General features: G+C 71.3%; 22 protein-coding genes and 1 pseudogene. 12 read left to right on the forward strand and 11 right to left on the reverse strand.

Translation table 11 applies throughout. The annotated features are described in order from the left end of the window. Positions 1-227 precede the first annotated feature (227 nt). Positions 228-1,784, reverse strand: coding sequence for a leucyl aminopeptidase (locus tag IA22_RS0104005; RefSeq protein WP_015576881.1), 1,557 nt, complete (start codon positions 1,782-1,784; stop codon positions 228-230). Between the two features lie 161 nt (positions 1,785-1,945). Continuing rightward, complete coding sequence (gene cobS / locus IA22_RS0104010; RefSeq protein WP_015576880.1) at positions 1,946-2,725, reverse strand: adenosylcobinamide-GDP ribazoletransferase; 780 nt, start codon at positions 2,723-2,725, stop codon at positions 1,946-1,948. 97 nt (positions 2,726-2,822) lie between these two features. Between cobS and IA22_RS0104015 the strand changes: the two genes are divergently transcribed. Next, positions 2,823-3,587, forward strand: a complete 765-nt coding sequence (locus IA22_RS0104015) for a hypothetical protein (protein WP_030122758.1) — start codon at positions 2,823-2,825, stop codon at positions 3,585-3,587. A gap of 22 nt (positions 3,588-3,609) precedes the next feature. Here the strand turns inward: IA22_RS0104015 and cobT are convergent, their stop codons facing one another. Both cobT and IA22_RS0104025 read right to left on the reverse strand, forming a co-directional pair. Continuing rightward, positions 3,610-4,713, reverse strand: a complete 1,104-nt coding sequence (gene cobT, locus IA22_RS0104020; RefSeq protein ID WP_030122759.1) for a nicotinate-nucleotide--dimethylbenzimidazole phosphoribosyltransferase — start codon at positions 4,711-4,713, stop codon at positions 3,610-3,612. Between the two features lie 114 nt (positions 4,714-4,827). Continuing rightward, positions 4,828-6,030 (reverse strand): bifunctional adenosylcobinamide kinase/adenosylcobinamide-phosphate guanylyltransferase, encoded by a 1,203-nt coding sequence (locus IA22_RS0104025; RefSeq protein WP_015576877.1) that lies wholly within the window; start codon positions 6,028-6,030, stop codon positions 4,828-4,830. Between the two features lie 86 nt (positions 6,031-6,116). Here IA22_RS0104025 and IA22_RS0104030 point away from each other — a divergent pair, with 86 nt between their 5' ends. Further along, complete coding sequence (locus tag IA22_RS0104030) at positions 6,117-6,320, forward strand: hypothetical protein (RefSeq protein WP_014156664.1); 204 nt, start codon at positions 6,117-6,119, stop codon at positions 6,318-6,320. Positions 6,321-6,397: 77 nt separating this feature from the next. Here IA22_RS0104030 and IA22_RS0104035 read toward each other — a convergent pair whose 3' ends face one another. The 3 genes from IA22_RS0104035 to IA22_RS0104045 all read right to left on the reverse strand — a co-directional run bounded on the left by IA22_RS0104035 (position 6,398) and on the right by IA22_RS0104045 (position 8,939). Further along, positions 6,398-7,471 (reverse strand): S1C family serine protease, encoded by a 1,074-nt coding sequence (locus IA22_RS0104035; protein WP_030122760.1) that lies wholly within the window; start codon positions 7,469-7,471, stop codon positions 6,398-6,400. 74 nt (positions 7,472-7,545) lie between these two features. Beyond that, positions 7,546-8,280, reverse strand: coding sequence for a class I SAM-dependent methyltransferase (locus IA22_RS0104040; RefSeq protein WP_179831142.1), 735 nt, complete (start codon positions 8,278-8,280; stop codon positions 7,546-7,548). 59 nt (positions 8,281-8,339) lie between these two features. Continuing rightward, a complete protein-coding gene (locus IA22_RS0104045; protein WP_014156667.1) occupies positions 8,340-8,939 on the reverse strand; it encodes a DUF3043 domain-containing protein in 600 nt (199 codons plus the stop codon). A 297-nt stretch (positions 8,940-9,236) separates the two neighbouring features. On the opposite strand from IA22_RS0104045, the gene IA22_RS0104050 reads away from it, so the two are divergent. The 5 genes from IA22_RS0104050 (at position 9,237) to IA22_RS0104070 (ending at position 15,806) form a co-directional block, all read left to right on the forward strand. Next, positions 9,237-10,019: a PspA/IM30 family protein gene (locus IA22_RS0104050; protein ID WP_014156668.1), complete on the forward strand. Its 783-nt coding sequence runs from the start codon at positions 9,237-9,239 to the stop codon at positions 10,017-10,019. A 10-nt stretch (positions 10,020-10,029) separates the two neighbouring features. Beyond that, on the forward strand, positions 10,030-10,308 hold the full coding sequence (gene pspAA / locus IA22_RS0104055) for a PspA-associated protein PspAA (protein ID WP_014156669.1): 279 nt from the start codon (positions 10,030-10,032) through the stop codon (positions 10,306-10,308). 183 nt (positions 10,309-10,491) lie between these two features. Further along, complete coding sequence (locus IA22_RS0104060) at positions 10,492-11,757, forward strand: sensor histidine kinase (RefSeq protein ID WP_014156670.1); 1,266 nt, start codon at positions 10,492-10,494, stop codon at positions 11,755-11,757. Continuing rightward, positions 11,754-12,443: a response regulator gene (locus IA22_RS0104065; protein WP_014156671.1), complete on the forward strand. Its 690-nt coding sequence runs from the start codon at positions 11,754-11,756 to the stop codon at positions 12,441-12,443. Before IA22_RS0104060 ends, IA22_RS0104065 begins: the two co-directional genes overlap by 4 nt. 207 nt (positions 12,444-12,650) lie before the next feature. Further along, positions 12,651-15,806, forward strand: coding sequence for an efflux RND transporter permease subunit (locus tag IA22_RS0104070; RefSeq protein ID WP_014156672.1), 3,156 nt, complete (start codon positions 12,651-12,653; stop codon positions 15,804-15,806). A gap of 89 nt (positions 15,807-15,895) precedes the next feature. Here the strand turns inward: IA22_RS0104070 and nadA are convergent, their stop codons facing one another. Next, on the reverse strand, positions 15,896-17,083 hold the full coding sequence (nadA, locus tag IA22_RS0104075) for a quinolinate synthase NadA (protein ID WP_030122761.1): 1,188 nt from the start codon (positions 17,081-17,083) through the stop codon (positions 15,896-15,898). 220 nt (positions 17,084-17,303) lie between these two features. Between nadA and IA22_RS0104080 the strand changes: the two genes are divergently transcribed. Next, entirely contained in the window at positions 17,304-17,660 is a 357-nt protein-coding gene (locus IA22_RS0104080) for a HesB/IscA family protein (protein WP_014156674.1), read from the forward strand. Positions 17,661-17,745: 85 nt separating this feature from the next. On the opposite strand, the gene IA22_RS0104085 is transcribed toward IA22_RS0104080, so the two are convergent. Then, the gene (locus IA22_RS0104085; protein ID WP_015576871.1) at positions 17,746-19,179 is read right to left on the reverse strand and encodes a hypothetical protein; all 1,434 of its coding nucleotides are present in this window, start codon (positions 19,177-19,179) and stop codon (positions 17,746-17,748) included. Positions 19,180-19,344: 165 nt separating this feature from the next. Beyond that, positions 19,345-19,551: a hypothetical protein gene (locus IA22_RS0104090; protein WP_014156676.1), complete on the reverse strand. Its 207-nt coding sequence runs from the start codon at positions 19,549-19,551 to the stop codon at positions 19,345-19,347. 160 nt (positions 19,552-19,711) lie between these two features. Here IA22_RS0104090 and IA22_RS0104095 point away from each other — a divergent pair, with 160 nt between their 5' ends. Further along, complete coding sequence (locus tag IA22_RS0104095) at positions 19,712-20,686, forward strand: carbohydrate kinase family protein (protein WP_014156677.1); 975 nt, start codon at positions 19,712-19,714, stop codon at positions 20,684-20,686. Positions 20,687-20,705: 19 nt separating this feature from the next. On the opposite strand, the gene IA22_RS0104100 is transcribed toward IA22_RS0104095, so the two are convergent. Beyond that, complete coding sequence (locus IA22_RS0104100; RefSeq protein ID WP_014156678.1) at positions 20,706-22,088, reverse strand: cysteine desulfurase/sulfurtransferase TusA family protein; 1,383 nt, start codon at positions 22,086-22,088, stop codon at positions 20,706-20,708. Positions 22,089-22,371: 283 nt separating this feature from the next. On the opposite strand from IA22_RS0104100, the gene ctaC reads away from it, so the two are divergent. The 3 genes and pseudogenes from ctaC to IA22_RS0104115 all read left to right on the forward strand — a co-directional run bounded on the left by ctaC (position 22,372) and on the right by IA22_RS0104115 (position 25,259). Beyond that, on the forward strand, positions 22,372-23,340 hold the full coding sequence (ctaC, locus tag IA22_RS0104105) for an aa3-type cytochrome oxidase subunit II (protein WP_015576869.1): 969 nt from the start codon (positions 22,372-22,374) through the stop codon (positions 23,338-23,340). Next, positions 23,337-24,864: pseudogene (locus tag IA22_RS33955) on the forward strand (cytochrome c oxidase subunit I). Before ctaC ends, IA22_RS33955 begins: the two are co-directional and overlap by 4 nt. Continuing rightward, the gene (locus IA22_RS0104115) at positions 24,861-25,259 is read left to right on the forward strand and encodes a cytochrome c oxidase subunit 4 (protein ID WP_014156681.1); all 399 of its coding nucleotides are present in this window, start codon (positions 24,861-24,863) and stop codon (positions 25,257-25,259) included. Before IA22_RS33955 ends, IA22_RS0104115 begins: the two are co-directional and overlap by 4 nt. The last annotated feature ends 49 nt before the right edge of the window (positions 25,260-25,308 follow it).

Raw genomic sequence — 25,308 nt, forward strand, 5'->3', positions numbered from 1 at the left:
GCCGAGAACCCATCTTCGCACTTGTTGGGGGCGGACGGGACGCGGGCCCCTGCTCCGAGCCGGACCAGGATCCTGTCCGGACGGTTACCGATACGTACAGATTTCCGGAAAAATGGCGGTCGGAGCCACCGGGGGAACACCCACGGCCCCGGACGTATGCCCGGGGCCGTGGTGCGCCGCGAGCGAACCTCGCGCGGGGGTCCGTGCGGGGACGCCGGCTCCGGGACTCAGCCGAGGTCGCCGGCCGCGGTGCGCTCGGCCAGCCGCACCAGGGTGCGGACGGCGGAGCCGGTGCCGCCCTTGGGCGTGTAGCCGTAGGGCGCGCCCTCGTGGAAGGCCGGGCCCGCGATGTCCAGGTGCGCCCAGGCGATGCCCTCGCCCACGAACTCCTGGAGGAACAGGCCGGCCACCAGGCCGCCGCCCATCCGCTCACCCATGTTGGCGATGTCGGCGGTCGGGGAGTCCATGCCCTTGCGCAGGTCGGCGGGGAGCGGCATCGGCCACGAGGCCTCGCCGACCTCCTCGGCGATCTCGTGGATCGACGTACGGAAGGCGTCGTCGTTGGCCATCACACCGAAGGTGCGGTTGCCCAGCGCCAGGACCATCGCACCCGTCAGGGTCGCGACGTCGACGATCGCGTCCGGCTTCTCCTCGGAGGCGCGGGTCAGCGCGTCGGCGAGGACGAGCCGGCCCTCGGCGTCGGTGTTCAGGACCTCGACGGTCTTGCCGCTGTACATGCGCAGCACGTCACCGGGGCGGGTGGCGTTGCCGGACGGCATGTTCTCGGCGAGGGCCAGCCAGCCGGTGACGTTGACCTGGAGGCCGAGACGGGAGGCCGACACGACGGCGGCGAACACGGCGGCGGCACCGGCCATGTCGCACTTCATCGTCTCGTTGTGCCCGGCCGGCTTGAGCGAGATGCCGCCCGAGTCGTAGGTGATGCCCTTGCCGACCAGGGCGAGCGTCTTCTCCGCCTTGGGGTGGGTGTAGGACAGTTTGACCAGGCGCGGGCCGTGCGTGGAGCCCTGGCCGACGCCGAGCAGGCCGCCGAAGCCGCCCTTGACGAGCGCCTTCTCGTCCAGGACCTGCACCTTGATGCCGTGCTCCTTGCCGGCGGCGGTGGCCACGGCGGCGAAGGACTCGGGGTACAGGTCGTTCGGCGGGGTGTTGATCAGGTCGCGGGCGCGGTTGATCTCCTCGGCCACCGCGGCGGCGCGCTCGGCGGCCGCCTTGAAGGCCTTGTCACGCGGCTTGCCGCCGAGCAGGGCGACCTCGCCGAGCGGGAGCTTCGCGTCCTTGCCGGACTTGGTGCCCTTCGGGGCGAGCTTGTTCTCGCCGCCCTGGTAGGCGGTGAAGGCGTACGCACCCAGCAGGGCGCCCTCCGCGACGGCCCCGGCGTCCTCGGCGGACTCCGTCGGCAGCGCGAAGCCGGCCTTCTTCGAACCCTTCAGCGCACGCGCGGCGCTGCCCGCCGCCCGGCGCAGTGCCTCGGCGTCGTACGCGTCGCCCTTCGCCGGGACCGGACCCAGCCCGACCGCGATCACGACCGGGGCCTTGAGGCCGGACGGAGCGGGTAGCTTGGTCACCTCGCCCTCGGCACCCGAGGCGCCCAGGGTCTCCAGGACGGTGGCGAGCTTGCCGTCGAACGCCTTGTCCACGGCCTCGGCGCCCGGTGCCACGACCAGGCCCCCAGCCTTGGATCCGGCGTCCTTGGCGACGCCGACGACGAGTGCGTCGGCGCGCAGCGTCGCCGCACCTGAGGTGCTGAGAGTGAGAGCTGTCACGGTGGTGAAATCTCGCTTCCGTTGAGTTGTCTGCCGGTCTGTGTCGGTCGATGGGGTGGCCGACCGCGCCCGGCGCATCGTGGACGCGGCCGCGATGCGCCGGGAATGAGCCTACGCGCGCCCTTGGTCCCGCCTCACAGGGGCGGGGCCGTCGGGATCCGTCAGCCCGTCGCCAGCACGAGCAGGGCCGCCGTCGCGGCCGTCTCCTCCACGGCGCCGAACACGTCGCCGGTCACCCCGCCGAAGCGCCGCACGCAGTGACGCAGCATCACCTGGGCGGCCACGAGGCCGGCCACGGCCGCGAGGGCGTGGCGCGGGGCGCCGCCGTGCCCGAGCAGCACGCCGGCCGCCGCACAGCACGCCACCACCGTGCAGGCCACGGCGGTCGCGGCCCCGGGCGGCACCGTCCCCGCCACCGCGGCGCCCAGGCCCTCCGGACGGGCGGGCGGGACGCCCCGGCGCGAGGCCAGGGTGAGCGCGAGCCGGGCCGTGACCGCGGCGGCGACCGTGCCCAGCGCGCCGTCCGCCCAGCCGCGGCCGTACAGCTCGAAGAGCGCCGCGACCTGGGCCAGCAGCACGAACACCAGGGTGATCACGCCGAACGGCCCGATGTCCGACTGCTTCATGATCCGCAGCGCGTCCTCGGCCGGCCTGGCGCTGCCGAGCCCGTCGGCCGTGTCGGCGAGTCCGTCCAGGTGCAGCCCCCGGGTGAGCGCGGCGGGAAGCGCCGCGGAGGCCACCGCCGCCGCCAACGGGCCCGCGCCGCCGAGCAGGAGCAGCACCCCGGGCACCGTGGCGAGCAGCCCCACGGCGAGCCCGGCGACCGGGGCGCACAGCATGCCCGCCCGGGCGGTGTCGCGGTCCCAGCGGGATACGCGGACGGGGAGCGCGGTCAGGGTGCCGAAGGCGAAACGCAGCCCATGGCTGTTCAGGGGGGTCACCGCGCGCACGCTAGCCGGTGCGGCGGCCCGCCGGATCGGGCAAAGTAACGCGAAACGTCAGAAGCGCGGCGCAGAAGGGTCTTCGGGTGGAGGTGGCATGGGTCACTGGTTCCAGCAGAACATCGTCGAGCCGGGCAAGCTCCCGCTGCTGCTCGCCCTGAGCGCCTTCGTGCTGACCTTCGCGATCACCCGGATGATCAGGGCCGGGAAGGGACCGTTCCGCAACTTCACGCCCGGTGGTGTGCACGTCCACCACGTCGTCCCCGGCGTCGTCCTCGCGGTGGTCGGAGGCTTCGGCGCGGTGGCGAGCGGTCAGCACGGCGCCGCCGCCGGAGTCTTCGCCGTCGTCTTCGCGGTGGGGGCCGGCCTGGTTCTCGACGAGTTCGCGCTGATCCTGCACCTCGACGACGTCTACTGGACCGAGGAGGGCCGCCGGAGCGTGGAGGTCGTCGTCCTCACCGCCTCGCTCGTCCTGCTGGTCCTCGCCGGATTCTCACCGCTCGGGGTGGACCAGCTGAGCGGGGAGCAGCAGCAGAACAGACTGGGCGTCGTCCTGACCTACGTCGTCAACTTCGCCTTCGTGCTGATCGCCCTGTTCAAGGGCAAGGCCCGGATGGCGGTCATCGGCACCCTCATCCCCTTCGTCGCGCTGATCGGGGCGCTCCGGCTGGCCCGGCCCGCCTCCCTGTGGGCAAGACGCTTCTACCGGCGGCGCCACCGGGCCCGCGCCAGGGCGGTGCTGAGGGCCTATCACCACGACGTCCGCTGGGTGGGGCCGCGCCGCCGCTTCCAGGACCTGATCGGCGGGGCCCCGGACAAGACCCCGCTGCCGGGCCCGCGGCCGGGCGGCGGCGGGACCTGAGCCCTCGCCCCCGGCCGGCCGCTCAGGCGGTCGACTCCGCGGGCTCCGCGTCGTCGGACTGCTCCTCCGTCTTCTGCTCCGCGGGCTCCTGCGCCCGCTCGGGCAGCTCCGCCGCCAGGGCGGCGGCTGCCTGGACGAGCGGCAGCGCCAGCAGTGCGCCGCTTCCCTCACCCACCGTCACCCCGTGGTCCAGGAGCGGGGTCAGCGCCATCCGGTCCAGCGCCTTCGCCTGCGCGGGCTCACCGCTGACCTGGCCGGCGAGCCACCAGTCGGGTGCCCGGAAGGCGGCCCGCTGGGCCACCAGCGCGCACGCCGCCGAGACCACGCCGTCCAGCACGACGGGCATCCGGCGCACCGCGCTCTGCAGCAGGAACCCCGTCATGGCCGCCAGGTCCGCGCCGCCGACGGTGGCCAGCAGCTCCAGCTGGTCACCGAGGACCGGCCGGGCCCGTCGCAGCGCGTCCCGGATCGCCGCGCACTTGCGCATCCAGGCCAGGTCGTCGATGCCCGCACCGCCGCGTCCGGTCACCACCGAGGCGTCCGTCCCGCACAGGGCGGCGATCAGGGTCGCGGCCGCCGTCGTGCCGCCGACGCTCAGATCGCCCAGCACCACCAGATCCGTGCCGGAGTCGGCCTCCTCGTCCGCGACGCGCATCCCGAGCCGTACGGCCTGCTCGGCCTCCTCGGCCGTCAGCGCGTCCTCGACGTCGATCCGGCCGCTGCCGCGCCGCACCCGGTGGCGTACGACGCTCTCGGGCAGCAGATCCGGGTCGCAGTCCAGTCCGGCGTCGACGATCCGCACGGGCACGGAGAAGCGGCGGGCCAGCACGGCGACGGGGCTCGCGCCGTCCAGCGCCGCGCGGACGAGTTCGTGCGCGGTCCCGGCGGCCCGGCCGGAGACGTCCAGCTCCGCCACCCCGTGGTCACCGGCGAACAGGACGACGCGCGGCCGCTCGATCGCCTTGACGGGCACCGACTGCTGAGCGGCCGACAGCCATTCCCCCAGCTCGTCGAGCCGGCCGAGGGCGCCGACGGGGACGGCGAGCCGCTCCCGGTGTTCCTCGGCATCGCGCCGTACGCCTCCGTCGGGGCGTTCGATCAGGTCGGAGAAGTCGTCCAGATTCACGGGGGTCTGCCTCGCGGGTCGTCACAGGTGGGCCGGAGCCCGCCGGAGGGCTCCTGTCCGGAACAGTACCCGGCACACCCCTCCGCATCCCCGGCCCCGCACCCCGCCCCTGCCTCAGCCCCGCAGCACCAGCGCCTGCCCCGCCACCACCAGCAGCACCTGCTCGCACTCGGCCGCGAACGCGGCGTTCAGACGGCCCAGTTCGTCCCGGAAGCGCCGCCCGGAGGCCGTCGCCGGGACCACGCCCGAGCCGGTCTCGTTGGTCACGGCGACGACCGTACGCCGCGTCCCGCGCACCGCGCGGACCAGCTCGGCGACGCGCTCACGGAGCTTCTCCTCCCCGCCGTCCGCCCACCGGCCGTCGTCCCACGCCTCGACCCGGTCCATCGCGTCCGTCAGCCACAGCGACAGACAGTCGATCAGCAGGGGCGGGCCGTCCTCCTCCAGCAGACCCGTCAGCTCGCAGGTCTCCTCGGTGCGCCAGGCGGCAGGCCTGCGCTCGCGGTGCAGTCCGATCCTGGCCGCCCACTCCACGTCCCCCTCTCGGCGCCCGCCCGTCGCCACGTACACCACCTCGGGGAAGGTCTCCAGGCGCTGTTCGGCCTCCACCGACTTCCCCGAACGCGCCCCGCCCGTGACCAGCGTGCGCCGGGGCACCTCGGGTACTGCGTGGTACGCGCCCACCGGCAGCGTCGTTCCGTCCGGTACGGCCCGCGCCCCGCCGGCCGCGAGCCGGCGGTCCAGCTCGGCCCCGGGCGGCGCGTCGTGGTCCAGATGGACGGCGACGACCTCGGTGTTCGGTCCGACCGCCTCGGCGGCCCGCAGCCTGGCCACGGCGTCCGGCCGTCCGATCACGTCGCACACGACCATGTCGTACGGCTCCGCCACCGGGGCGGCCAGGCCGGCGGGGGAGGCCCCGGGCGGCAGGTACAGAAGGCGCTCGCCGTCCGGCGACGTCACCTCGTAACCCGTGCCCGGCGCGTCCATCGCCAGGGCCCGCACCCGGTGGCCGCTGATCAGCGTGAGCTCCTGGCCGTCCGGCACGCGGCCCGCGGGCGGGAGCGAGGCGGGCAGTTCCATCGCGGGACCGTCATGGGGATGGGTCAGCAGCACCTGCCGCACGGCGGCGAGCGAGCGGCCCGCGCGGGCGGCGGCGAACACCGCGCCCGGGGTCAGGTCCAGCAGCAGCGCGTCGTCGACGAGCAGCGCGGTGGCGGCACGTGCCCCGCCGCCGCGGGAGGAGGCGCAGACGGCGCAGGGGCAGTCGGGCCGCGGCAGCCCGTCGGGGGCGCCGGTGCCGAGCAGTGTCAGTTCCACGCTCTGATCCTCCCGTGTCCATCCGCCACCTGCGCGCCCGGGACACCCACTAGTCTTCGGGGAGCAACGTGACCCAGGAGGCGGACATGGCGTGGACGTGGCGGTTCGAGAAGTCCGACGGTACGGAGACGGAGCCGGCGCTGCAGCCGGAGGAGTTCACGACCCAGGGCGACGCGGAGTCGTGGATCGGTGAGTTCTGGAAGGAGCTCCTCGAAGGCGGCGCGGACCAGGTGACGCTCTTCGAGGACACGACGAAGATCTACGGCCCGATGGGCCTCCAGGCCGACTGAGGTCCGCGGACCCGCCCGGACCCGGTCGTCCGGGCGGGCTCCCCGGCCGCCGGTGGCCCCGCGCCCCTGACCGGCTCTCAGATCTCCCCCAGGGTGACCTCGGCGCTCTTCGCCGCGTCCCCGCGGGTGTACGTCACCTCGACCTTCTCGCCCGGCTCGTCGCCCGCCAGGGCCTCCGAGAGCGAGGTGATCGTCGTGACCCGGTCGTCACCGATCCGGGTGATGATGTCGCCGGCCCGCAGCCCGGCCTTCTCCGCGGCCCCGCCCTTCTGGACGCTCACGATCGCGACGCCCGCGGGCTTGTACGCGTCGTCGACGACGGTGCGGCCGGTGATCTCCAGCGCCGCCCGGCCCGAGTCGGTGACCTTGCCCGATCTGATGATCTGGTCGGCGACCGTCCGCACCATGGAGACGGGGATGGCGAACCCGATCCCCGGCGCGGCGGAGTCGCCCAGCTGCGGGTCCGTCGCCGCGAGGGTCGGGATACCGATCACCTCGCTGTCGAGGTTCACCAGGGCGCCACCGCTGTTGCCCGGGTTGATCGCCGCCGAGGTCTGCACCATGTCGGCGAGCGTCGCCCCGGTGCCGCCGCCCGAGCGGCTCTCGCTGACGGTCCGCCCCACGGCCGAGACGATGCCCTGGGTGACGCTGCTGGACAGCCCGAGCGGTGACCCCATCGCCAGGACGATCTGCCCCACCTCGACCTCGTCGGTGTCCCCGAACTCCGCCGCACGCAGCCCGTCGGGCGCGTCGTCGAGCTTGACGACGGCCAGGTCCTGCTCGGGGTAGGAGGAGACGAGGGAGGCCTTGAGCACCTTCTCGCCGGTGGCGACGGTGACGTCGAAGGTCTTCTCGCTGCCCACGACATGGGCGTTCGTGACGATGTGGCCCCTGTCGTCGTAGACGACGCCCGAGCCGAGCCCGTCCCCGGCGCCGATCTGCACGACGGAGGGCAGCACGTCCTTGATGACCGACCGGTACCGGTCCTCCAGGTCACCGGCGGCCCGTGGCACGACCGCCTGCTTGTCCGGCGCGGCGGACGGGGCCGGACCCGGCCCGGCGCAGGCGCTCGCCAGGGCGATCGCGCAGGCACCGGCGGTCAGGGGCGTGAGCGAGCGGCGTACCCGGCGGCGGGAAGGGGTTGCGTCCATGCCCGGAGTATCGCCAGGGCACACCGGCGGCGGCCTGCGCTGCTGGGCCGATCAGCGGTACGCGCGCGGCCGGGTCAGCCGCGCACGCCGCACAGGTGCAGCAGCGCGGCCACCCCGCGGTACGGGTCGGTCCGCCCGGCCCGGTCCTCCGCGTCGAACACGCGGGCCAGCTCCTCGGGGCCGGGCAGCTCCGCCTCGTTGCTCACGTTGTCCGTGAAGACCCGCACGCCGTACCAGGTGTGCAGCGGGGCGGCGATCCCGGCGAGGGTGGCCCGCAGCACGTCGAGCCGGTCCGCCCGGACGGAGAGGCCGAGCCTGTTCGTGTACGTGTCCGTCTCGAACGCGGCGAGGGCCGCGCCGAAGTCGCCGGCCGTCCCGGGCCGCATCGCCAGGGCGTCCGCGTTCCGCACGAGCAGCGAGAGCAGACCGCCGGGAGCCAGCATCCGGGCCAGGCCGGCCAGCAGCGGATCCGGCTCCGGCACGTACATCAGCACACCGTGGCAGAGCACCACGTCGAAGCTGCCCGGCATGAAGTGCACCCCGGTGTCACGGCCGTCGCCCTCGATGAGCCGCACCCGCTCCCGGATGCCCTCGGGCTCGCCCGCCAGGGCCTCCCGCGCGGTCCGCAGCATCTCGGCGTCGGACTCGAGGCCCGTCACGGAGTGCCCGGCCCGTGCCAGGCGCAGGGCCTGCGTGCCCTGGCCCATGCCCACGTCCAGCACCCGCAGCCGCTGCCCCACGGGGTAGCGCGCGGCTATCTGCTCGTCGAGCTGCCGCGCGACGAGCTCCTGGCGGACCGTGTTGCGCAGTCCGCCGAGCCCGCTCAGCCACTGGGACGAGGCCCCCGTGAAGCCGGAGGTCTCCGTGCTCAGGGCCGCTCTCCGCGCTTGACCTGCGGCTTGGGCAGACGCAGCCGGCGCATCTGGAGCGTGCGCATCAGGCCGTAGGCCACCGCGCCGCGCTTCGGGGTGTCGGGGAAGCGCTGGGCCAGCTGCTTCTTCAGACGGAACCCGAGGCCGATGGAGTCGACGACGATCAGCACGATCACGCCGAGCCAGAGCAGCAGCGAGATGTTCTGGATGTTCTGGACCTGGATCACGCTGAGGATCAGGATGATCACCGCGAGCGGAAGGAAATACTCCGCGATGCAGAAGCGCGAGTCCACGAAGTCACGGACGAAGCGGCGCACGGGCCCCTTGTCGCGGACCGGCAGATACCGCTCGTCGCCCGACGCGAGTGCCTCCCGCTGCCGGGCCAGGTCCGCCCGGCGGGCCTCGCGCTGGCGCTTCGCGGCCTCCTTGCGATCGGTCGGCGCGCCGCTGGAGGCACGTCGGCGCTGCGTCTGGGCATCGCTGCGCTTGGGGGTGGGGCGACCCTTGGGAGCCTGAGGGTCGCGGGGCTGCTTGGAGAGGTCCGCCGTCACCTTGCCGGTGGGGGCCTTCTCTTCCTTGGAACGGCTACGGAACACAAAACCCAAGGGTACGGGGTCGGCCGCGAGTAGCGGGGACCGGCCGGGAACGATCCGGCAACGGCCCGCGTCCTGAAAAGTGTCCCGACGGGGACAGAACGGACGCCGGCCGGCATCGTCCCTGATGTTCGTCTACTCCCTGGGCGGGAGTGGTCATCGGCGGCAGTCGTCCTTGCGGAGGAGCACATCGGTGCTCGAACAGTGCGGTAATGGAGACAGGGCCCGTACTGTGGGTTCTGTTGGAGTGCTGGAGCTCAGTCCGTCAGAAGGGGGCGCGCGAAGCCCATGAGCGGTGTCATGAAGCGTATGGGGATGATCTTCCGCGCGAAGGCAAACAAGGCCCTTGACCGGGCCGAGGATCCGCGCGAGACCCTCGATTACTCGTACCAGAAGCAGCTGGAGCTGCTCCAGAAGGTACGCCGCGGAGTCGCCGACGTGGCGACCTCGCGCAAGCGCCTGGAGCTGCAGCTGAACCAGCTCCAGGGACAGTCGTCCAAGCTGGAGGACCAGGGGCGCAAGGCGCTCGCGCTCGGCCGCGAGGACCTGGCCCGCGAGGCGCTGTCGAGGCGCGCCGCCCTCCAGCAGCAGGTCACGGACCTGGAGACGCAGCACCAGACGCTGCAGGGCGAGGAGGAGAAGCTCACTCTCGCGGCGCAGCGCCTGCAGGCCAAGGTGGACGCCTTCCGTACCAAGAAGGAGACCATCAAGGCCACCTACACCGCTGCCCAGGCCCAGACCCGGATCGGCGAGGCCTTCTCCGGCATCTCCGAGGAGATGGGCGACGTCGGCCTGGCGATCCAGCGGGCCGAGGACAAGACCCAGCAGCTCCAGGCGCGTGCGGGAGCCATCGACGAGCTGCTGGCCTCCGGCGCGCTCGACGACCCGTCCGGCACGGCGAAGGACGACATCGCCGCCGAGCTGGACCGGATCTCCGGTGGTACGGATGTAGAACTGGAACTGCAGCGCATGAAGGCCGAACTGGCCGGCGGTTCCGCAGGGCAGCAGCAGGCCATCGAGGGCGGCGCCGAGGACGCGGCACCGCAGTCGCAGCAGTCCCCGCACAAGTTCGACAAGCAGTGAGGGCGGCGTCATGATCGTACGGATCATGGGGGAGGGCCAGGTCGTACTGGCCGACAGTCATGTCGCCGAGCTGAACAAGCTCGACGACATACTCCTCGCGGAGATGGAGAGCGGTGACGGACCCGGCTTCCGGACCACGCTCCACGCGCTTCTGGACAAGGTGCGCGAGCTCGGCGCGCCTCTCCCGGACGACTCGCTCGAGCCGTCCGAGCTGATCCTTCCGGCACCTGACGCCACACTCGAAGAGGTGCGTTCCATGCTCCGCGACGACGGGCTGATCCCCGGCTGACCGGAGCCGCCCGCTCCGCACTCCCCGCGATGCCCCGCCCCGGTCCGTCCGGCGCGGGGCACCGTGCTGTTCCGGGTGCCCGCCGTACGGGGCCGGCGGCCCGCACGGTCGCCCGTGCCGCGAAGGGCGGCGGGACGCCGTCCGAAACCGCCCCGTCCGCGACACGCCGTACCGTTGCTCGACGTGACCTCCCTCGGAACCGGGTTCGTGCGCCCCCGCCGCTGGCTGCGCGGCCATCCCCTCGCCTTCGACCGGGGGCTTGCGGCAGCCGTGCTCGTCTGCATGGTCTGTGCGGCGTTCGCGGAGCCGGACCCGGGTCACGGGCCCGTCTTCCACGCACGTCCCCCCGGGCCGTTCAGCGTGCTCCTGATGGTGCTCGCCGCCGCGGCTCTCGTCCTGCGCCGACGCAGGCCCGTCGCCGTGCTGGCCGTGACGGGGCTGCTGTCCGCCGTCGCGTTCCTCCTGACGGATCCGCCCGCCCCCGTGGTGCTGAGCGTGGTCATCGCCCTGTTCACCGTCGCGTCCCGCACGGACCGCCCCACCACCTGGCGTGTCGGCCTGCTGACCATGCTGGTGCTGACCGTGGCGGCGATGGTGGTCGGCCCGACCCCCTGGTACAGCCAGGAGAACGTCGGGGTGCTCGCCTGGACGGGGCTGGCCTGCGCCGCCGGGGACGCCGTGCGCAGCAGGCGCGCGTTCATCGACGCGATCAGGGAACGGGCCGAACGCGCGGAGCGCACCCGGGACGAGGAGGCGCGCCGCAGGGTCGCCGAGGAGCGCCTGCGCATCGCCAGGGACCTCCACGACGTCGTCGCCCACCACATCGCCCTGGTCAACGTGCAGGCCGGGGTCGCCGCCCATGTCATGGACAAGCGCCCCGACCAGGCGAAGGAGGCGCTCGCCCACGTACGGGAGGCCAGCCGCTCCGCGCTCAACGAGCTCCGCGCCACGGTCGGGCTGCTGCGCCAGTCCGGCGATCCGGAGGCGCCCACGGAACCCGCCCCGGGGCTCGCCGTCCTCGACGCGCTGGTCGACACCTTCCGCAACGCCGGACTCCCGGTCGAGGTGGCCTGCACCGATCCGGACAGCCCGCTGCCCGCGGCGGTCGACCTCGCCGCCTACCGGATCATCCAGGAGGCCCTGACGAACGTGCGCAAGCACGCCGGTGCCGACGCGAAGGCCGAAGTGAGTGTCGTACGCGTCGGGGAGACCGCGGAGATCACCGTGCTCGACGGCGGCGGGGGACAGGACACCCCACCCGCACCCGCCGACGGGGGCGGCCACGGCCTCATCGGCATGCGTGAGCGCGTCACCGCCCTCGGCGGCACCCTCACGGCCGCACCCCGTTACGGGGGCGGCTTCCGGGTCCATGCGATCCTGCCCCTCACGTCCCGCACACGCGCGCCGGAGCGGCCGGACACGGCGGGCACGACGGGGGGATGCGCATGACGCCCATCAAGGTGCTGCTCGCCGACGACCAGGCACTGCTGCGCAGCGCGTTCCGGGTGCTGGTCGACTCCGAGTCCGACATGCACGTCGTCGGGGAGGCCGCGGACGGGGCGGAGGCCGTCACACTGGCCCGCTCGACCCGCGCCGACGTCGTGCTCATGGACATCCGCATGCCGGGCACCGACGGACTCACCGCGACCCGGATGATCAGCGCGGACCCCGATCTGGCGGGCGTACGGATCGTCATGCTCACCACCTTCGAGGTGGACGAGTACGTGGTGCAGTCCCTGCGCGCCGGGGCGTCCGGCTTCCTGGGCAAGGGAGCGGAGCCGGAGGAACTGCTCAACGCCATCCGTGTCGCCGCGGCCGGTGAGGCGCTGCTCTCGCCGGTCGCGACCAAGGGCCTGATCGCCAGCTTCCTGGCCCAGGGAGGCAGCGCCGGGGAGGGGGCGGACGCGGCGGAGTACGCCGAGCGCCTCGCCGCGCTCACGGGGCGCGAACGGGAGGTGCTCGTCCAGGTCGCGGGCGGGCACTCCAACGACCAGATCGCCGACCGCCTCGTCGTCAGCCCTCTCACCGTGAAGACCCATGTGAACCGGGCCATGGCGAAGCTGGGCGCCCGGGACCGGGCGCAATTGGTCGTCATTGCCTACGAATCGGGCCTGGTGCGCCCCAGGGTGGAGTGACGGGTGTAGGCGCGGCTACTCCAGCTGCGGTATGCGGGGCCCGGGAAAGCAACCCGGGGGCCGACGACTTCGCCCGCGGATCCGGCGATCGTAAAGGTGGGCGGTCTGTGTCCCCTGTGATCACCGTCGTGAGCACGCACCGTGCACCGCTGTGAGCATCTGGCAGCCGCCCACCTGCCGCGTACGCCACAGAAGAGAGACCCACCCATGTCCTGGCTGTCCAGATTCAGCCTCGCGCAACGGGCTTTGATCGGACTGATCTCGATCGTCGCGCTCGTTTTCGGAGCGATCGCGATCCCGCAGCTCAAGCAGCAGCTGCTGCCCACCATCGAACTCCCCATGGTGTCGGTGCTGGCGCCCTACCAGGGCGCGTCCCCCGATGTGGTCGAGAAGCAGGTCGTCGAACCCCTCGAGAACGCCATCAAGGCCGTCGACGGCGTCGAGGGCATCACCTCGACCGCCAGCGAGGGCAACGCCGTCATCATGGCGAGCTTCGACTTCGGTGACGAAGGCACGAAGCAGCTCGTCGCCGACATCCAGCAGGCGGTGAACCGCGCCCGGGTCCAGCTGCCCGACTCCGTGGACCCGCAGGTCGTCGCCGGTTCGACGGACGACATCCCGACCGTCGTCCTGGCCGTCACCTCGGACAAGGACCAGCAGGCGCTGGCCGACGAGCTCGACCGCACGGTCGTCCCGGCGCTCGAGGACATCGAGGGCGTCGGCCAGGTCTCCGTGGACGGTGTCCAGGAGCTCCAGATCTCCGTGGTCCCCGACGACGGCAAGCTCGCGGCGGCCGGACTGAACGCCGGCTCGCTGTCCCAGGCCCTCCAGGCCGCGGGCGCCACCGTTCCGGCCGGATCCTTCTCCGAGTCGGGCAAGAGCCGCACCATCCAGGTCGGCGGCTCCTTCACCTCGCTCCAGCAGATCGAGGACCTCAAGGTCGTCGCGCAGAACCCGGCGACGGGCGAGGGCGGCAAGCCCGTCCGTGTCGGTGACGTCGCCACGGTGAAGCAGGAGCCCGCCACCGCGGTCTCCCTCACCCGGACCAACGGCAAGCCGAGCCTCGCGGTCATGGCGACCATGGACAAGGACGGCAGTGCCGTCGCCATCTCGGACGCCGTCCAGGACAAGCTCCCCGGCCTGCGCAAGGACCTCGGCGCGGGCGCCGAACTGACCGTGGTCTCCGACCAGGGCCCCGCCGTCTCCAAGTCGATCTCCGGCCTCACCACGGAGGGCGCCCTGGGCCTGCTCTTCGCGGTCGTCGTGATCCTGGTCTTCCTCGCGTCGATCCGTTCCACGCTCGTGACCGCGGTGTCCATCCCGCTCTCGATCGTCCTCGCGCTGATCGTGCTCTGGACCCGCGACCTCTCGCTGAACATGCTCACCCTCGGCGCGCTGACCATCGCGATCGGCCGCGTAGTCGACGACTCGATCGTCGTCCTGGAGAACATCAAGCGGCACCTCGGCTACGGCGAGGAACGCCAGTCGGCGATCATCACCGCGGTCAAGGAGGTCGCCGGGGCGGTCACCTCGTCCACGCTCACCACCGTCGCGGTGTTCCTGCCCATCGGCCTGGTCGGCGGCATGGTCGGTCAGCTCTTCGGCTCCTTCTCGCTCACCGTCACCGCCGCCCTGCTGGCCTCCCTGCTGGTCTCGCTGACCGTGGTCCCGGTCCTCTCGTACTGGTTCCTGCGGCCCCCCAAGGGCACCGACACCGACCCGGACGAGGCGCGCCGTAAGGCCGAGGAGAAGGAGGCGGCCAGTCGGCTCCAGCGGCTCTACGTCCCGGTGCTCCGCTTCGCGACCCGGCGGCGTGTGACCAGCGTCGTCATCGCCTTCGCCGTCCTGTTCGGCACCTTCGGCATGGTGCCCCTGCTGAAGACGAACTTCTTCGACCAGGGGGAGCAGGAGGTCCTCTCCGTCAAGCAGGAGCTGACGCCCGGCACCAGCCTGGAGGCGGCCGACGAGGCCGCGCGGAAGGTCGAGAAGGTCCTGGCCGCGGACAAGGGCGTCGAGGACTACCAGGTCACCGTCGGCTCCTCCGGTTTCCTGGCGGCCTTCGGCGGCGGTACGGGCGCCAACCAGGCTTCCTACCAGGTCACCCTGAAGGACTCGGCGGACTTCGACGCCACCCAGGACCGGATCGACGAGGCCCTGGGCAAGCTCGACGGCATCGGTGACACCACGATCGCCGCGGGCGACGGCTTCGGCAGCCAGGACCTCAGCGTCGTGGTCAAGGCCGCCGACGCGGACGTCCTGAAGAAGGCGTCCGAGGCGGTGCGCGGTGAGGTCGCCGAACTCGAGGACGTCACCGACGTCCAGAGCGACCTGGCGCAGAGCGTTCCGCGTATCTCGGTCAAGGCCAACGACAAGGCGGCCGACGCCGGATTCGACGGGACGACCCTCGGTGCGGCGGTGGCCGGCGCGGTGCGCGGCACTCCGGCGGGTACCGCGATCATGGACGACACCGAGCGTGACGTCCTGGTGAAGTCGGCGGAGCCGGCCACCACGATGACCGAACTGAAGGCCCTCCGGCTCGGCCCGGTCAGGCTCGGCGACATCGCCACCGTGGAGCTGGTCCCCGGCCCGGTCTCGATGACCCGCATCGACGGTCAGCGCGCGGCGACGATCACGGCCAAGCCGACCGGCGACAACACGGGCGCGGTCAGCACGTCGCTCCAGACGAAGATCGACGCCCTGGACCTCCCGGACGGCGCCACCGCGACGATCGGCGGTGTCTCCGAGGACCAGAACGACGCCTTCATGAAGCTGGGCCTGGCCATGCTGGCGGCCATCGCCATCGTCTTCATGCTGCTGGTGGCCACCTTCCGGTCGCTCATCCAGCCGCTGATCCTGCTGGTCTCCATCCCCTTCGCGGCGACGGGCGCCATCGGGCTCCTGGTAGTCACCGGTACCCCGATGGGCGTCCCGGCGATGATCGGCATGCTGATGCTCATCGGCATCGTGGTGACCAACGCGATCGTGCTGATCGACCTGATCAACCAGTACAGAGCGCAGGGAATGGGCGTTGTCGAGGCAGTCGTCGAGGGAGGCCGCCACCGTCTGCGTCCGATCCTGATGACGGCGCTCGCGACGATCTTCGCTCTGGTCCCGATGGCGCTGGGTGTCACCGGCGAGGGCGGTTTCATCTCCCAGCCGCTGGCGGTCGTGGTCATCGGCGGCCTCATCACCTCCACACTGCTGACCCTGCTCCTGGTGCCGACGCTCTACGCGGTCGTCGAACTCCGCAAGGAGCGCCGCGCGGAGAAGAAGGCGGCCAAGCGGGAGGCGAAGTCGGGGACCGGTGCCCCGGAGACGCCGGAGGAAGCCGCCTCCGAGGAACCGGAGCCCGCGAAGGCCTGATCCGCCCGCGACGACGCGAGGGCCCCCGGGCCCCGTCCTCACGGACGGGGCCCGGGGGCCTTCTCGCGCGCGTGGGCCGGGGGCGGGCCCTACGGCAGCGCCAGCATCCGCTCCAGCGCCAGCTTCGCGTACTTCTCCGTCTCCACGTCGACCTGGATCCGGTTCACCAGGTTGCCCTCGGCCAGGGATTCCAGCGTCCACACCAGGTGCGGCAGGTCGATCCGGTTCATCGTCGAGCAGAAGCACACCGTCTTGTCGAGGAAGACGATCTCCTTGTCCTCCGCGGCGAAACGGTTCGCCAGCCGGCGCACCAGATTCAGTTCCGTGCCGATCGCCCACTTCGAGCCGGCCGGCGCCGCCTCCAGGGCCTTGATGATGTACTCCGTCGAGCCCACGTAATCCGCGGCCGCCACGACCTCGTGCTTGCACTCCGGGTGCACCAGCACGTTGACGCCCGGAATCCGCTCCCGTACGTCGTCGACCGACTCCACCGAGAAGCGCCCGTGCACCGAGCAGTGCCCGCGCCAGAGGATCATCTTCGCGTCGCGGAGCTCCTGGGCCGTCAGACCGCCGTTCGGCTTGTGCGGGTTGTAGAGGACGCAGTCCTCCAGGGACATCCCCATGTCCCGCACGGCCGTGTTCCGGCCCAGGTGCTGGTCCGGCAGGAAGAGCACCTTGTCACCCTGCTCGAACGCCCACTCCAGCGCCCGCTTCGCGTTGGACGAGGTGCAGATGGTGCCGCCGTGCCTGCCGGTGAAGGCCTTGATGTCGGCGGAGGAGTTCATGTACGAGACCGGCACGACCGCGTCGGCGACCCCCGCCTCCGTCAGGACGTCCCAGCACTCGGCCACCTGCTCCGCGGTGGCCATGTCGGCCATCGAGCAGCCGGCGGCCAGGTCGGGCAGGACGACCTTCTGGTCGTCGCCCGTCAGGATGTCCGCGGACTCGGCCATGAAGTGCACGCCGCAGAAGACGATGTACTCCGCCTCGGGCCGCGCCGCCGCGTCCCGGGCGAGCTTGAAGGAGTCGCCGGTGACGTCCGCGAACTGGATGACCTCGTCGCGCTGGTAGTGGTGACCGAGGACGAAGACCTTGTCCCCGAGCTTTTCCTTGGCGGCACGGGCGCGCTCCACCAGGTCCGGGTCGGACGGGGAGGGCAGGTCGCCCGGGCATTCGACCCCGCGCTCGCTCCGCGGGTCGGCCTCGCGGCCGAGCAGCAGAAGGGCGAGGGGTGTCGGCTGGACATCCAGGGGCTGGGCGGTGGTCACGACACGCACCCTTTCTTTTCTGCGGAACGCCTTTTCGTCTAATTGACGTTATCTATCATAACCGCTTCGTGTCAGCTTGACGATGCCCATAGCGTCGATGTGACGCATCCCCTGGCGCCGCGGTGTGCGAGCATGAAGGGAACAGACACGCGCCTGGCCCGGAATGAATCCGCGGCCCCGATGGTTGGACCGTCGGCAAGCAGTCCGTACAACCCCGGGAGAGAAGCAGATGTCCGTATCGGACGAGACCACCACCGTGAGCGACGGCATTCTCCTGTCCGACGCCGCCGCATCCAAGGTCAAGGCCCTGCTGGAGCAGGAGGGCCGGGACGACCTGGCGCTGCGCGTCGCCGTTCAGCCCGGCGGCTGCTCGGGCCTGCGCTACCAGCTCTTCTTCGACGAGCGCTCGCTCGACGGGGACGTGGTGAAGGACTTCGGCGGCGTCAAGGTCGTCACCGACCGGATGAGCGCCCCGTACCTGGGCGGCGCCTCCGTCGACTTCGTGGACACCATCGAGAAGCAGGGCTTCACGATCGACAACCCGAACGCCACGGGCTCCTGCGCCTGCGGTGACTCCTTCAGCTGAACCCTGAGCCGTACGACGGCGGCGGCCCTCCCGGATCCGGGAGGGCCGCCGCCGTTCGTCCGACCGTGTGGTGCGGGCGCGCGTCTCAGGCGCGCGGTACCGCCTCGCCCGACGCCGCGTCGACGACCTTCCGGCCGTCCAGCGGCGCGTCCAGCGTCACCGTCCGGGTCAGGGCCTTGGCGATCATGACGCAGGCCTTCCCCGGCTCCGGCTTCGACTCCGTGACCGTCACGCGCACCGAGGTGCCGTCCTCCGAGGCGTGAGCGGCGTACGTGCTGCACACACCGCCCCAGAACGTCACCTCCAGCGTCCGTCCGTCCGCGCTGTAGGAGGTGATGGCCGCGTCCCTGCCGGCCGGGTCCTTCGTGGGCGCCGGTGACGGGCCGGTGCTCCCGTCCGCGATGTGGTCCGGCTCGACCGCCACCTGGACGATCGTGTTCTCGGGGCCGCCACCCGCGGGCTCCACCGAGAAGAACCACGAGGGTACGAGGATCTGCTCGCCGTCCGCGTACCGCGCCGCCAGCCCGAACTCGGCCTTCTCGACCGTCACCGTGGTCACCGGCGGCGTCGCGCCCGAGCAGTCGGGCTCCGGCGCGAGGTCGTCCTCCAGCGGCACGGAGGTCGCGCAGCCGCCGACACCGCCCTTCGGGGCCGGCCGGTTCTCCGCGTTCAGCTGCTTCAGCGCCTCGTCCGCATCGGTCACCGGATAGGTGTCGCCCTTCGACAGGCCCTTCAGGTGTCCGGTGCCGCCCACGATCTCGCCCTCGGCGCCCACCTGGATCCCCGTCGACCAGCCGTAGGTGGGGAGCCCGCCCACCACGGGGTCCGCGTTCACCACGCGTACGGAACCCATCAGCTGGTCCGCGTCGAGCGCGGCGTCGTCCTGGCCCACGGCCTTCAGGACCGGAACCGCCGCGGCCTTCGCGGCCTTCTCGTCCACGGGCGAGCCGGACGAGGCCGTCCGGTCCTGCTCCGCACAGGCCGGGCCGGGCTCGCACGCGTCCGGGCCGCCGGAGCCGTACCGGGCGAACGTCCAGGTCCCCGGCGCCTGCTTGACCACCTTCAGGACAGGCCCGGAACTGTCGTCGTCGCTGCCCACCCTCCACGCGGCGCCGTCCGTGTGCGGTGCGCCCGGTACTCCGAGCGCCTTCGCCAGCCGTGCCACCTCGGCCGCGGTCACCGTGCCCTCGGCGCGGTGCACGGCGGCACTCCCGGGACCGTCCGGCAGTGCGCCGGAGGCACGGTAGACGACTCCGCCGCCGTGCGGATCGGGTTCGCCGGGCGCGATGCCCGGCGGCGCCGAGGAACTGTCCGCGAGGTCCAGAGCGAGCGGGGGAGGGGAGCTGTCCCCGGCGGCCGCCCGGCCCGCGTCCGAACCGCCGTCCCCCGACGCGGTCGAGGCCCAGTACGCCGCCCCGCCCCCGGTCAGCAGCACGGCTGCCGCCACCGTGGCGACGGCGAACGGCGAACGCCGCCGCCGGGGGCCGGTCACGTCACTATCGGGATGCTCGGTGCTCACCGGATCGCTCCTTCGGCTTCCTGGCCGTCACTGGCGCTTCGTCCGTCCCCGAGCCGGGGACACCGGTGGGACGGGCCGGAGGAGCGCACGGTTCCCCCGCCGCGCGGAGGAACCGTTCAGCGGGGCTCCGGCCCCTGCGGGCCGGGACGGCAGGGGCCCGCCGGATCAGTCCCCGTAGTCGGACATGGCGTCGACCATCCGCGCGGACGACGGCGGTACCGTGACGCCGTGGATCCGGGAGGGTTCCACGGGAGCGGCCGGCTTCGCCGCGGTCTTCACGGGGACCACCCAGTGCGGCGCCATCCGTGCGCAGTCACCGCGCAGCTCGGCCAGGCTCATCTCGGACTCACGAGGAACGATGGTGTTCGACATAACGGCACCGTACGCAGGACGGCGCTCAGGTAGAAAGACCTACTATCGGGTAGTTTTGCCCCTTCGGGTGTGGTGGCTCCACCGGGTAGCGTGAACTGTCACGCCGTCCCGGAGGGCGCGCTCACGCGTTCCCTTCGCCTTCCGCAGGAGCAGCCACCCCGTGCGCATCGCAGTCACCGGCTCCATCGCCACAGACCACCTCATGACCTTCCCCGGCCGATTCGCCGACCAGCTGGTCGCCGATCAGCTGCACACGGTCTCGCTCTCCTTCCTCGTCGACAACCTCGACGTGCGCCGCGGGGGAGTGGGCGCCAACATCGCGTTCGGCATGGGTGTGCTCGGCACTCAGCCGATCCTGGTCGGTGCCGCCGGCGCGGACTTCGACGACTACCGCGCCTGGCTCGACCGGCACGGCGTCGACACCGAATCGATCCGGATCTCCGAGGTCCTGCACACGGCGCGCTTCGTCTGCACCACGGACGCCGACCACAACCAGATCGGCTCCTTCTACACGGGTGCCATGAGCGAGGCCCGGCTCATCGAGCTCAAGAGCGTCGCCGACCGTGTCGGAGGCCTCGACCTCGTCTCGATCGGCGCCGACGACCCGGAGGCGATGCTCCGCCACACGGAGGAGTGCCGCTCGCGGGGCATCCCGTTCGCCGCGGACTTCTCGCAGCAGATCGCCCGGATGGACGGCGAGGAGATCCGCATCCTCCTCGACGGTGCGACGTACCTCTTCTCCAACGAGTACGAGAAGGGGCTCATCGAGTCCAAGACCGGCTGGAGCGACGAGGAGATCCTGTCCAAGGTCGGCCACCGCGTCACCACCCTCGGCGCCCGTGGCGTCCGCATCGAGCGGGCCGGCCAGGACCCCATCGAGGTCGGCTGCGCCGAGGAGGAGCAGAAGGCCGACCCGACCGGCGTCGGCGACGCCTTCCGGGCCGGTTTCCTCTCCGGTCTCGCCTGGGGCGTGGGCCTGGAGCGCGCCGCCCAGGTCGGCTGCATGCTCGCGACCCTGGTCATCGAGACGGTGGGCACCCAGGAGTACACCCTGCGCCGTACCCACTTCATGGACCGCTTCACCAAGGCCTACGGGGACGAGGCCGCCTCCGAGGTCCGTAAGCACCTCTCCTGACGCTCGCCGTGTCCGGGGGTCAGAGGAGGCGGCGGACCACATAGGCCGAGCCGTGGTCCGCCGCCTCCTCGCCCACGTACTCCTGTTCGCGCATCGCGCACCAGGCCGGGATGTCGAGGCGGGCGGCCTCGTCGTCCGAGAGCACCGTCACCGTGCCGCCCACGGGTACCTCTCCGATCACTTTTGCGAGTTCGATGACCGGAATCGGGCAGCGCCTGCCCAGCGCGTCGACCACGAGGGAGGCCTGTGGTGTGGGGGAGGGGGCCGCCGCGGCGGGGGCCCCGAGCCTCTGCCGCACCTCGGCCACCACGCCAGGCAGCACACCGAGGAAGCCGTCGACCTCCTCCTCCGTGGTCCCGGCCGGAAGCGACACGCGGATGTTCCCCTCGGTGAGGACCCCCATGGCCTTGAGGACATGGCTGGGCGTCAGCGTGCTGCTCGTGCAGGACGACCCGGACGAAACGGAGAATCCGGCCCGGTCCAACTCGTGGAGCAAGGTCTCTCCGTCGACATAGAGACAGGAGAAGGTGACCAGATGCGGCAGCCGCCGCTCCGGATCGCCGACCACCTCCACATCGGGCACCAGGCTCCCCACCGCTGTCCTGATCCGGTCCACCAGGGCGCGCAGCCGTACGGCCTCCGCCGCGGCCTCCGCGCGCACCGCCCGCAGCGACGCCGCCGCCGCGACGATCGCCGGGATGTTCTCGAAGCCGGCGGCTCGGCCCGACTCCCTCTCGTCGGCGGGCCCCCGGGGTGCGAAGCGGACGCCCTTGCGCACGGCCAGCAGCCCCACCCCGGCGGGACCGCCCCACTTGTGCGCGCTCGCCGCCAGCAGCGACCAGCGACCGGGTACCGGCCCCCAGCCCAGTGACTGAGCGGCGTCCACCAGCAGCGGCACACCCGCGGCGGCGCAGATCTCGGCGGTCTCCGCCACCGGCTGTTCGGTCCCCACCTCGTGGTTGGCGGACTGCAGACAGGCCAGCGCGGTGTCCGCGCGGAGGGCCTGACCGTAGACCGAGGGGTCCACCGCGCCGGACCGGCCCACCGGCACCTCGGTGAACGAACCGCCGTCCGCCTCCAGTGCCGCGGCCGCGTGGAGCACCGACGAGTGCTCGACGGCGGACAGCGCCAGATGGCGGCCGACACGCCGACGTCCGGAAAGCGCTCCGGAAACGGCCGAGTGCACCGCGCGGGTGCCGGAAGAGGTGAACACGAGCTCGTCCGGTCGGCAGCCGACGGCCTCGGCGGCGGCCTCCCTGGCCGCGTCCAGCAGCAGCGAGGCCCGCCGCCCCTCGCGGTAGAGACGGGCCGGATCGGCCCAGCCCTCGTCCAGGGAGGCAAGCAGCGCCTGGCGGGCGACGGGGTGCAGGGGGGCGGAGGAGGCGGCGTCGAAGTAGGGCACGCCGTCACGCTAGCCCGCATGCGCGTGACCAGGTGACCTGCCGCCGCGGTCGCGGGGGGAAGAACGGGGAGAGGGGGCGTCAGATGACGGCCGGAGGCCCGCATTCCATCCCTTCGGGGTGTCGTGCGGCGCGTTGGGCACCCTCCCCGCGCGGCCCCAAATGGCGTCCAGTAGGGTTTGGTCCGCATAAACATCCAAACCCCTGCCCGCGTCAGGGCCGGCGACCGACCAAGTGAGACGGCCGCGCCGAACCGTGCGGGCGAGACTCTCGGGAAGGCGCTACGTGAGTCCCAACGGCTCCGACCGCTCGTCGCGGCGCCCGATGCGGCGGAAGCTGCCGCAGGTGCTGACTGCGGGCCTGGTCCTGGCGACGGCCTCCGGTTGTTCATACAACTGGGAGGATTTCCCCCGCCTCGGTATGCCCACCCCGGTAACGGAAGAGGCCCCTCGGATCCTCTCCCTCTGGCAGGGCTCGTGGGCGGCAGCGCTCGCCACGGGTGTCCTCGTCTGGGGGCTGATCCTGTGGAGCGTCATCTTCCACCGGCGAAGCAGGACCAAGGTGGAGGTGCCTCAGCAGACCAGGTACAACATGCCTATCGAGGCGCTGTACACAGTGGTCCCCCTGATCATCGTCTCGGTGTTCTTCTACTTCACCGCGCGCGATGAATCGAAGCTTCTCGAGCTCAGCCCCAAGCCGGCCCACACCATCAACGTGGTCGGCTACCAGTGGAGCTGGGGCTTCAACTACATCGAGAACGTGGAGGGCTCGCCCTCCACCGGCAACGAGGTCCCCAAGGAGCTCGACGCCATCCCCGACAAGTTCCGCGAGGACTTCCCCAAGGACGCCGGCGGCGTCTACGACGTGGGCATCCCCGGCACCCGGAACCCGCAGAACGGCAACCCGGGCCCGACCCTGTGGCTGCCGAAGGGCGAGAAGGTCCGCTTCGTCCTGACTTCGCGTGACGTCATCCACTCCTTCTGGGTGGTGCCGTTCCTCATGAAGCAGGACGTCATTCCGGGCCACACCAACTCCTTCGAGGTCACGCCGAAGAAGGAGGGCACCTACATGGGTAAGTGCGCCGAGCTCTGCGGCGTGGACCACTCCCGGATGCTCTTCAACGTCAAGATCGTCTCTCCCGAGCGTTACCAGCAGCACCTCAAGGAGCTGGCGGAGAAGGGTCAGACGGGCTACGTGCCGGCAGGCATCGAGCAGACGGACCCGGCCAGGAATGCGGAGACGAACAAACTGTGAGCATCCTCAACGAATCCCAGGGTGCCGCGGCAGCAGACGACTCGTTCGAGGACGAGCTGCCGGTGCGGCGCAAGCAGCCGGGGAGTGTCGTCGTCAAGTGGCTGACCACCACTGACCACAAGACGATCGGCACGATGTACCTGGTCACGTCGTTCGCCTTCTTCTGCATCGGCGGCCTCCTCGCGCTCTTCATGCGCGCGGAGCTGGCCCGTCCGGGTACGCAGATCATGTCGAACGAGCAGTTCAACCAGGCGTTCACGATGCACGGCACGATCATGCTGCTGATGTTCGCGACGCCGCTGTTCGCAGGGTTCGCGAACTGGATCATGCCGCTGCAGATCGGCGCGCCCGACGTGGCGTTCCCGCGGCTGAACATGTTCGCGTACTGGCTGTACCTCTTCGGCTCGCTGATCGCCGTCGGCGGCTTCCTCACCCCGCAGGGTGCGGCCGACTTCGGCTGGTTCGCCTACTCCCCGCTGTCGGACGCGGTCCGTTCGCCGGGTGTCGGTGCCGACATGTGGATCATGGGTCTGGCCTTCTCCGGCTTCGGCACGATCCTCGGTTCGGTCAACTTCATCACCACGATCATCTGCATGCGCGCGCCCGGCATGACGATGTTCCGCATGCCGATCTTCACCTGGAACGTCCTGCTGACCGGTGTTCTGGTCCTGCTGGCCTTCCCGGTCCTCGCCGCCGCGCTCTTCGCGCTGGAGGTCGACCGAAAATTCGGCGCACATATCTTCGACGCCTCAAACGGCGGCGCATTGCTGTGGCAACACCTCTTCTGGTTCTTCGGCCATCCAGAGGTGTACATCATCGCTCTACCGTTCTTCGGGATCATTTCCGAAATCATTCCGGTATTCAGCCGCAAGCCGATGTTCGGCTACATCGGTCTGATCAGCGCGACGATCGCCATCGCCGGCCTTTCGGTCACGGTGTGGGCGCACCACATGTACGTCACCGGTGGCGTGCTGTTGCCGTTCTTCTCCTTCATGACGTTCCTCATCGCGGTACCGACCGGGGTGAAGTTCTTCAACTGGATCGGCACGATGTGGAAGGGATCGTTGTCCTTCGAGACACCGATGCTCTGGTCGGTCGGCTTCCTGATCACCTTCGCCTTCGGTGGTCTGACCGGCGTGATCCTGGCCTCGCCGCCGCTGGACTTCCACATCTCCGACTCGTACTTCGTCGTCGCGCACTTCCACTACGTCGTCTTCGGCACCGTGGTCTTCGCGATGTTCGCCGGATTCCACTTCTGGTGGCCGAAGTTCACCGGCAAGATGCTGGACGAGCGGCTCGGGAAGATCACCTTCTGGACGCGACGACCCCTGGGGCTACGGCCGTTCGCTCGAATGGGCGACGTCGTGCCCGCCGCCGCGGCACAACTTCCTCAGCCTGCCGCGGATCCGTTCCGAATCCCCGGCGTTCGACCTGCACCACCCGGAGATCACGGCGCTCGAGCAGCTGGATCACCTGTCCGAGGGTGAGAAGGTCCTCGTCGGCGGCAAGGAGGACGGCAAGTGAAGATCCAGGGCAAGCTCTTCATCTGGCTGAGCGTCTTCATGCTGATCATGGCCGTCACGTACGGCGTCTGGTCCAAGGAGCCGGTCGGTACCACCGCGCTGGTCCTGTCCTTCGGGCTGACCATCATGATCGGCTTCTACCTGGCCTTCACGGCCAACCGCGTCGACGCGATGGCCCAGGACAACAAGGAAGCCGACGTCGCGGACGAGGCCGGTGAGGTGGGCTTCTTCTCGCCGCACAGCTGGCAGCCGCTCTCGCTGGCCATCGGCGGTGCCTTCCTCTTCCTGGGCGTCGTCTTCGGCTGGTGGCTCGCCTACTTCGCCGCACCGCTGCTCCTGATCGGCCTCTTCGGCTGGGTCTTCGAGTACTACCGGGGCGAGAACCGCACCCAGTAGGACGCGTCCGCACCGGACGTGTCGCACCCGTACGGGGGCCCGGTCCGCT

Origin of the sequence: Kitasatospora papulosa, from assembly GCF_000717245.1 — a bacterium.
Taxonomy (GTDB): domain Bacteria; phylum Actinomycetota; class Actinomycetes; order Streptomycetales; family Streptomycetaceae; genus Streptomyces; species Streptomyces papulosus.

What these genes read in the sequence shown, in the direction of transcription:
- IA22_RS0104015 (WP_030122758.1), top strand. Translation starts at nt 2,823, where the DNA reads ATGGGTCACTGGTTCCAGCAGAACATCGTCGAGCCGGGCAAGCTCCCG.
- IA22_RS0104030 (WP_014156664.1), top strand. Translation starts at nt 6,117, where the DNA reads ATGGCGTGGACGTGGCGGTTCGAGAAGTCCGACGGTACGGAGACGGAG.
- IA22_RS0104035 (WP_030122760.1), bottom strand. Translation starts at nt 7,471, where the DNA reads ATGGACGCAACCCCTTCCCGCCGCCGGGTACGCCGCTCGCTCACGCCC.
- IA22_RS0104050 (WP_014156668.1), top strand. Translation starts at nt 9,237, where the DNA reads ATGAAGCGTATGGGGATGATCTTCCGCGCGAAGGCAAACAAGGCCCTT.
- pspAA (WP_014156669.1), top strand. Translation starts at nt 10,030, where the DNA reads ATGATCGTACGGATCATGGGGGAGGGCCAGGTCGTACTGGCCGACAGT.
- IA22_RS0104065 (WP_014156671.1), top strand. Translation starts at nt 11,754, where the DNA reads ATGACGCCCATCAAGGTGCTGCTCGCCGACGACCAGGCACTGCTGCGC.
- IA22_RS0104070 (WP_014156672.1), top strand. Translation starts at nt 12,651, where the DNA reads ATGTCCTGGCTGTCCAGATTCAGCCTCGCGCAACGGGCTTTGATCGGA.
- IA22_RS0104080 (WP_014156674.1), top strand. Translation starts at nt 17,304, where the DNA reads ATGTCCGTATCGGACGAGACCACCACCGTGAGCGACGGCATTCTCCTG.
- IA22_RS0104090 (WP_014156676.1), bottom strand. Translation starts at nt 19,551, where the DNA reads ATGTCGAACACCATCGTTCCTCGTGAGTCCGAGATGAGCCTGGCCGAG.